The 7,262-nt window shown below is 48.9% G+C and carries 7 protein-coding genes; 6 read left to right on the top strand and 1 reads right to left on the bottom strand.

The genetic code is table 11. The annotated features are described in order from the left end of the window. The 3 genes from AC1WIP_RS08910 to AC1WIP_RS08900 form a co-directional block, all read left to right on the top strand. The coding region (locus AC1WIP_RS08910; protein WP_481141511.1) for a putative sulfate exporter family transporter at positions 1-361 on the top strand (361 nt) is incomplete at its 5' end. A gap of 34 nt (positions 362-395) precedes the next feature. After that, a complete protein-coding gene (locus tag AC1WIP_RS08905) occupies positions 396-1,586 on the top strand; it encodes an acyltransferase (protein WP_481141510.1) in 1,191 nt (396 codons plus the stop codon). Between the two features lie 30 nt (positions 1,587-1,616). Next, entirely contained in the window at positions 1,617-3,470 is a 1,854-nt protein-coding gene (locus AC1WIP_RS08900; protein WP_481141509.1) for a hypothetical protein, read from the top strand. Here the strand turns inward: AC1WIP_RS08900 and asnA are convergent. Then, on the bottom strand, positions 3,465-4,475 hold the full coding sequence (gene asnA, locus AC1WIP_RS08895) for an aspartate--ammonia ligase (RefSeq protein WP_481141508.1): 1,011 nt from the start codon (positions 4,473-4,475) through the stop codon (positions 3,465-3,467). The genes AC1WIP_RS08900 and asnA overlap by 6 nt on opposite strands. Positions 4,476-4,649: 174 nt before the next feature. On the opposite strand from asnA, the gene AC1WIP_RS08890 reads away from it, so the two are divergent. From AC1WIP_RS08890 to AC1WIP_RS08880, 3 genes are all read left to right on the top strand, one after another. After that, positions 4,650-6,002, top strand: coding sequence for a putative DNA modification/repair radical SAM protein (locus AC1WIP_RS08890; RefSeq protein ID WP_481141507.1), 1,353 nt, complete (start codon positions 4,650-4,652; stop codon positions 6,000-6,002). A 44-nt stretch (positions 6,003-6,046) separates the two neighbouring features. Then, positions 6,047-6,817 carry a TIGR03915 family putative DNA repair protein gene (locus AC1WIP_RS08885; RefSeq protein WP_481141506.1) on the top strand — a complete coding sequence of 257 codons (771 nt, stop codon included), beginning with the start codon at positions 6,047-6,049 and terminating at the stop codon, positions 6,815-6,817. Between the two features lie 229 nt (positions 6,818-7,046). Continuing rightward, positions 7,047-7,262 (top strand): HPr family phosphocarrier protein (locus tag AC1WIP_RS08880; protein ID WP_481141505.1); only part of this gene is annotated, 216 nt, incomplete at its 3' end.

Raw genomic sequence — 7,262 nt, 5'->3', positions numbered from 1 at the left:
GGTATTGGCTTTCTCCAGAATAAAAATGGAAAAGAACACCTCCATGAAAGACAAACAGCACAGGGAGGGGAAAAAGCTGGAATGGAAGAAGATATTTCCCATGTTCATTCTGTATTTTGTGCTGGCTTCGCTGATCACAACGGTGGCTACGAACCTGTTGTCCGTTCCAGGAGAATTTTTCTCCCCCTTCAAGGAGCTGAGCAAATTTTTCATTATTATGGCCATGGCGGCCATCGGACTAAACACGGATGTGGTAAGGCTGGTAAAAAAAGGGGGGAAGCCTATCCTTATGGGCTTTTGCTGTTGGGCTGGCATCACCTGTGTGAGCCTTCTTCTGCAGCGGGCGCTGGGAATTTGGTAAAGGGCTCTTCCCATAGTCCTAAAAAGAGTGTAGAATGGTAGCAAAAAGACTATGGAAGGATAAGAAAGCAGGCATGGAAAAACAGCAAAGGGGTGTAAAAAAGCCCAGGATGGCCAATCTGGAGCTGCTGCGGTGTATCGCCATGATGATGGTGGTGACGCTGCACTATCTGGGAAAGGGCAATCTGCTGGGAGATTTGACAGAGGGGACAATGACAGACGCAGGAATTGCGGCATGGGTGCTGGAAGGGTTCTGCCTTGTGGCGGTGAATGTATATATGCTGATCAGCGGTTACTTTCTGTGTGAGTCCAGCTTTAAGCCAAGCAGGCTTCTGCGGCTTATGCTGCAGGTGTGGGTTTACTCTGTTGGTATCGGCATGCTGGCGAAGGTGTTTGGAATCGTTCCTTTGGAAGAGGCGGACACTCATTATTTTCTGACCCTTTTGTTCCCCATATCCATGAATCACTATTGGTTTATGACTGTATATGTTTTTCTGTATGCGGCGCTGCCCCTGATCGGGACGGGCGTGCGCGGGATGAGCAAAAATCAGCTTAAGACAGCGCTTTTGGTCTTGCTGTTTTTCTTTTGCCTGTTAAAATCCATTCTTCCCTTCCGGCTGGAGACAGACGGTCAGGGATACGATGTTCTCTGGTATCTCTGCGTATTTTTGACGGCGGCCTATATCCGCAGATTCGGCTTTCCTCTCCTTGGGAAAAAGGCGGGGAGCCTCTGCCTGTACGCCGCAGGCTGCCTTGGCATATTGGCGGAAATCGCCCTGCTTCGGCTGTTATATCTGAAAACGGGCAGCTTTGGCCTGATCTTAAAGATTTCCACAGAATATAATCATTTGTTCCCCTTTCTTGCAGCCATAGGGCTGTTCTGCCTGTTTTTGCAGGTTAGGATATCGGGGAAGGCCTCTGGGGCTGTTCTTAGAATTGCTCCCTATACCCTGGGCGTTTATCTGCTCCATGAAAATATAGGCGTCAGATATGCCTGGCAGGCCTGGCTGGGAGCGGAAGCGGCAAATACTCCCGTAAGAGTGGTGTGCTATACCCTTTTGGCGGCAGTGGCAGTATTTTTCTGCGGCGTTTTGACAGACGCGCTCAGGGAGCTTTTCACCAGGGGATTTTTGGGGCTTCTTTTGAAAACTGCGCCGGGAAAGGCGGCTTCTTTGGCCATACAAAGGCTTGACGGGGTTTTTGCGGCCAGGGAAGAGCAGGCTTAAGCGCTTGGGAGGGCAGATTTGGAGGTTATCGTGAAGAGAAAAGTGAAAAAGGAAAAGGTGTTTTCCCTTATTTTTATCCTGATTTTGGTGGTTTATCCCCTGCGCCATATTACATGGGGGCTTGACCTTTGGGACACAGGCTATAATTATGCTAATTTCCAGTATATGGGGCTGGAGCATATGGATTCCATGTGGCTTTTTTCCACCTATTTTGCAAACGCTGTGGGAAATCTGCTCACAAAGCTTCCCTTTGCAGGAAGCCTTGCGGGCATGAATTTTTATACGGGTCTGTCTGTGAGCCTGCTGTCTGTGGGAGGATATCTTTTCTGCACAAAAAAGCTGGGCATTGGGAATTTTACAGCCTTTTTGGGAGAACTGGCAGCTGTGAGCCTCTGCTGGTGCCCGACGGCTCTTTTGTACAATTATCTCACCTATCTGCTGTTTTTTGGCTGTGTGGTTCTTTTATATGAGGGACTGGTAAAGGAAAGGCCCTGGTGTCTGGCTTTTGCGGGAGTTTGTCTGGGGGTCAATGTGTTTGTGCGTTTTTCCAATCTTCCCCAGGCGGCCATGATTCTGGCGGTGTGGGTCTATGCCGTGCTGTGTGGCAGAAGGAAGGGGGAAAAAGGAGGAAGGATTTTTGGAAAGGCGTTTCAGGATACCCTTTGGTGCCTTTTGGGATATGCTTTGGGTCTTTTGGCATTTCTTGCCTACATCCACCTCCGGTACGGACTGGACGCTTATGTATCCGGAATTTTGCGTCTGTTTGCCATGACGGACAATGCTACGGATTACAAAGCTTCCTCCATGCTGATGGGGCTTATTGGGGTCTATGTGGAGAACCTCTACTGGGTCATCCGAATCGGCGTCATCGGGGCGGCGGCAATGATTCTCTTTCAGGTGCTTTCAGTGCATCCTTTTTTGCAGAAGGCCGGCAGAGTGGTCTGTATCCTTTTGTCTGCCGCCATGCTGGGCTGGCTGTACTATAGGGGCTTTTGCTCCCTGGAGTTTTACAGCTATGGCTCCATGCTGCGCCCGGGGGTTTTGTTTTTAATGCTGTCCATGCTCATAGCGTTCATACGCATTTTGGATAAAGGGTGTCCCCTTCCGGAGAAGCTGGTAAGCGGCATGATGATTCTTGTGGTGCTTCTTACCTCTATCGGAAGCAACAACGGAGTGTACCCCAGCCTGAACAATCTGTTTGTGGCGGCTCCCTTTACCCTCTGGCAGTGCGGGCGTTTCTTAAAGAATCAAAAGCCTCTTTGCATAAAAAAGCTGGCCCTTTCCCGTTTTCCCCTGAAGGGGCTTCTTGCAGCCTTTCTTGCCATGTTTTTGTTTCAAAGCGGCCTGTTTGGCCTTTGCTTTGTGTTTGCGGAGGCTACGGGGGTGCAGGATGTGAGCGCCAGGGTGGAAAACAATCAGGTGCTTTCGGGTATAGGAATGAGCCCCCAGAAGGCGGCGTGGCTTGGCTCCATCACGGATTATGTGGAGGAAAACCATCTGCGAGGCAGGGAGGTAATCCTTTACGGGCAGATTCCGGCGCTGTCCTATTATCTGCAGATGCCTGCGGCCTTTAACCCCTGGCCGGATCTGCGATCCTACAGCGCAGAAGCCATGGAACAGGCGCTTAAGCAGACAAGGAAGGAGGCGCAAGAGGGCGGAGTATTTCCTGTAATCATTTTGGAAAATCAGCTTGTGCGGTATCTGGAGGGAGGAGAGGAGGCCCTTTTAGAGCTTGGAGTGGATCAAAAGCGGATCACAGAGATCAAAGAGGATGAAAAGTGGAAGCTGCTTTTGGGATTTATGGAAGAAAACGGATATGAACAGACCTTTGCCAACGAGAAGTTTGGCATATGGGAAGCACAAAAAGGGACTGCAGGCTTATAAAAGCTGCAGTCCCTTTTCTTCGGCGCATCTTGTGATTTCTTCGGGCCAGAGGGAGCACTGGACCTCTCCGATATGTGCCTTTCGCAGGAAAAACATACAAATACGGGACTGGCCGATGCCGCCGCCGATGGTGAAGGGAAGCTCTTCGTTGATAACAGCCCTGTGGAAGGGAAGAGACGCCCGTTCGGGGCAGCCGGCCTTTTCAAGCTGTCTGAGCAGCGCTGTTTTATCCACTCTTATGCCCATGCTGGAAAGCTCAAGGGCGATATCCAAAACAGGATAGTAGACCACAATATCCGCATTGAGACTCCAGTCGTCATAGTCGGGAGCGCGGCCGTCATGGGGCTTGCCGTTTTCCAGATCATCTCCGATCTGCATAATACATACGGCGCCCTTGGCCTTTGCGATAAAATATTCTCTTTCCTTTGGGGGGTATTCGGGAAACATTTCCTCCAGCTCTCTTGTGGTCACAAAGAAAATATCGTGGGGAAGAATTTCCTCAATATAGTCAAAATGTATGGACATATATTTCTCTGTTTTGCGCAGCACTTTATAAACCGTGCGGACGGTTTCCTTTAAGGTATTCTCGTTGCGATCCTCTCTGGCAATGATTTTTTCCCAATCCCACTGGTCCACGTAAATGGAATGAATATTGTCTGCCTCTTCGTCCCTGCGGATGGCGCTCATGTCTGTATAGAGGCCTTCTCCCACGGAAAAACCGTATTTTTTCAGGGCGTAGCGCTTCCATTTTGCCAGAGACTGTACAATCTCGGCCTCCCTGCCCCCCTGGTATTTGATATCAAAGGTGACGGGACGCTCCACGCCGTTTAGATTGTCGTTAAGACCTGAGGCCGGATCTACAAAAAGAGGCGCGGACACACGCAGAAGATGCAGCCGCTCCGCCAGCAGAGACTGGAAAAAATCCTTCAAGGTTTTGATGGCGGCCTGTGTCTTGTACAGATTCAGCTCCGAGTGGTAGCCGGGCGGTAAAATTAAATTTGACATAAAATTGCTCCTGCTTTCTTAAATGGATATTTGTTCACTCTATTATTTAACTTCTTTTCAGGCTGTTTTGCAATAGTTTTTTATAAATGCGGCGTTGAAATTTTCCTTGCAAAACCAGAACATATGTGCTAATCTATAATCAGAACAAACGTTTGTGTTTGGATGGAGGGAAACATGGAATATCCGGAAGGAATCAAGGGTATGCCCCTGATGGAGAAATTAGGGATTTTGGCGGATGCCGCAAAGTATGATGTGGCCTGTACCTCCAGCGGTGTGGACCGGAAGGGAGACGGCGCTGGCCTGGGGAACTGTGTGGCGGGCGGTATCTGCCACAGCTTTGCAAGCGACGGCAGATGTATCTCCCTGTTGAAAATATTGTTTACCAATGAGTGCATTTATGATTGTAAATACTGTAAAAACCGCTGCTCCAATGATGTGCCGCGGGCAACCTTCACCCCTGTGGAAATTTGCACGCTCACCATGGAATTTTACCGGAGAAATTATATTGAAGGTCTCTTTTTGAGCTCCGGAATATGGAAGAGCCCTGCCTTTACCATGGAGTTGATTTATAGGACCATATGGCTTTTGCGAAACAGGTATCACTTTCGGGGCTATATCCATGTAAAGGCCATCCCGGGGGCGGATGGAGAGCTGATACGGCGGCTTGGCTATCTTGTGGACAGAATGAGCGTCAATCTGGAGCTGCCCACGGCGGAGGGGCTGCGGGCGCTGGCGCCCAACAAGCACCGGAAGAATATTCTGGCCCCCATGCGTATGATACAAAACGGCATTCAGGAAAGCAGAAACGAGCTGGCAGTCTACGGGAATACGCCCAGGTTTGTAAGCGGCGGACAGTCTACGCAGATGATTATCGGCGCAACCCCTGAAAGCGATTATCAGATTTTGAATGTGGCCCAGAGCTTATATGAAAAATTTGCATTAAAGAGAGTGTTCTACTCGGCCTTTGTGCGGGTAAACGACGATGCCTGCCTCCCTGCGCTGCCCGGGGGCCCGCCTCTTTTGCGGGAGCACAGGCTGTATCAGGCGGACTGGCTGCTTCGCTTTTACGGCTTTCGGGCAGAGGAGCTTTTAGACGAGAACCGCCCCTTCTTTAATGTGATGCTTGACCCAAAGGAGGACTGGGCGGTGCGGCATCTGGAAGAGTTTCCTGTAGAGATCAACAAAGCGCCCTATGAGAAGCTGCTTCGGGTGCCTGGAATCGGCGTAAAGAGCGCCAAACGCATTGTGGCGGCCAGAAGAAAGGCAAATCTCAATTTTGGGGATTTAAAGAAAATAGGTGTTGTGTTGAAAAGGGCCGTCTATTTCATCACCTGCTGCGGCAGGATGATGTATCCGGTAAAGCTGGACGAGGATTACATTGTGCGGAATCTGACAGATGTGCAGGAACGTATCCGGTTTGGCAGCGACGGGATGAGCTACAGGCAGATGTCGCTTTTTGACGACGGAGCCTTTTGGCGGCTGCCAAAGCCAGAAGAGCAGCTTCAGGCAGCATTGGGACAGCTGTAGCATAGGGAGGGAGGCCGAAAGAATAAAAGACCGGAGGTGCAGGCTTGAGGGTATATCAATGCGAGGATTCCCTGGAGGGAATTTTTACCGCAATTTTTACTGCATATGAAGAAAAACAAAATCCCAGGGACACCAGAATCAGTCTCAGTGAGGAGCTGTTTCTATTTGCCGAGCATATATCTGTGATTCCCCACAGGGAAAAGACGTTTAAGGTGATGAACACGCTGAAAAAACAGTTTGGGGAGGAGGATTACCTGATGCTTTGCCTTGCCCTTTCCTCCTCTCATGAAAAAAAGGCGCAGGCGGTTTATCAGACGGTTGCGGCGGGACTGAAAGCCAGGTGCGCCAGAGGGCATTTGTTTGACAATCTGGCGGATGACTGGGTGAATCTTGCGTTTTGCCTTGCAAGAGGCGCCAACAACGAAAATCAGCATTTGAGGGGCTTTCTGCGTTTTCAGGAGCTGGAAAACGGCGTTCTTTTTTCGAGGATGGGGCCAAAAAATAATCTGCTTACCTTCTTAATGCTCCATTTTGCCGACAGAATGCCTCTGGAAAATTTTATGATTTACGATGAGACCAGAGGTCTCTTTGGGATACATCCGGCGAAAAAGCAATGGTATCTGGTGAGAGAAGATGCGGAAATATTGGGATTTAACGGCACAAAGGACTGGGGATTGTCGAAAAAAGAACGGGAATACCAGGAACTTTTCCGCGCCTTCTGCCATAAAATAGCTGTTGAGGGGCGGGAAAACAGAAAACTGCAGCAAAATATGCTGCCTCTTAGATTCCAAGAATATATGGTGGAATTTCAATAAATTATGCCAAAATATGGATTTTCTTTGTAGCGCGGTAAAGCGCTGTGTGTGCAAAGTCTACAAAAGGGCCGGGGATTTTGTTTTTTTAAAAGGCAAAATGGAAATATCTGTGAAAAGTGTGTGATTTGGCAAAAAAGCGGGGGGAGAAAAAATATCTTTACATTTGGCTCTTTTTGGGTATAATTGTTTCGATGGTAGTAGTTGTAAGGATTGGAAAGGAAGGATAATTATGACAAGGACAATTCGCTTAACACCAGATGAAGTCCAGCACTTTGTTGATGTAACTACCAAATGTGATTTTGATATCGATATCTTTTACAATCGGTATGTAGTAGATGCTAAGTCATTTCTTGGAGTATACGGTCTGGACTTTACGAAACCGCTGACGGTATCCTATGACGGCTATAATGAAGCGCTTGAAAAAATGTTGAAAGAATATGCGATT

The sequence above is a fragment of the Acetatifactor sp. genome (assembly GCF_982438285.1).
Note: the sequence above shows the minus strand (reverse complement) of the source record. Positions and strands in the feature narration are given on the sequence as shown.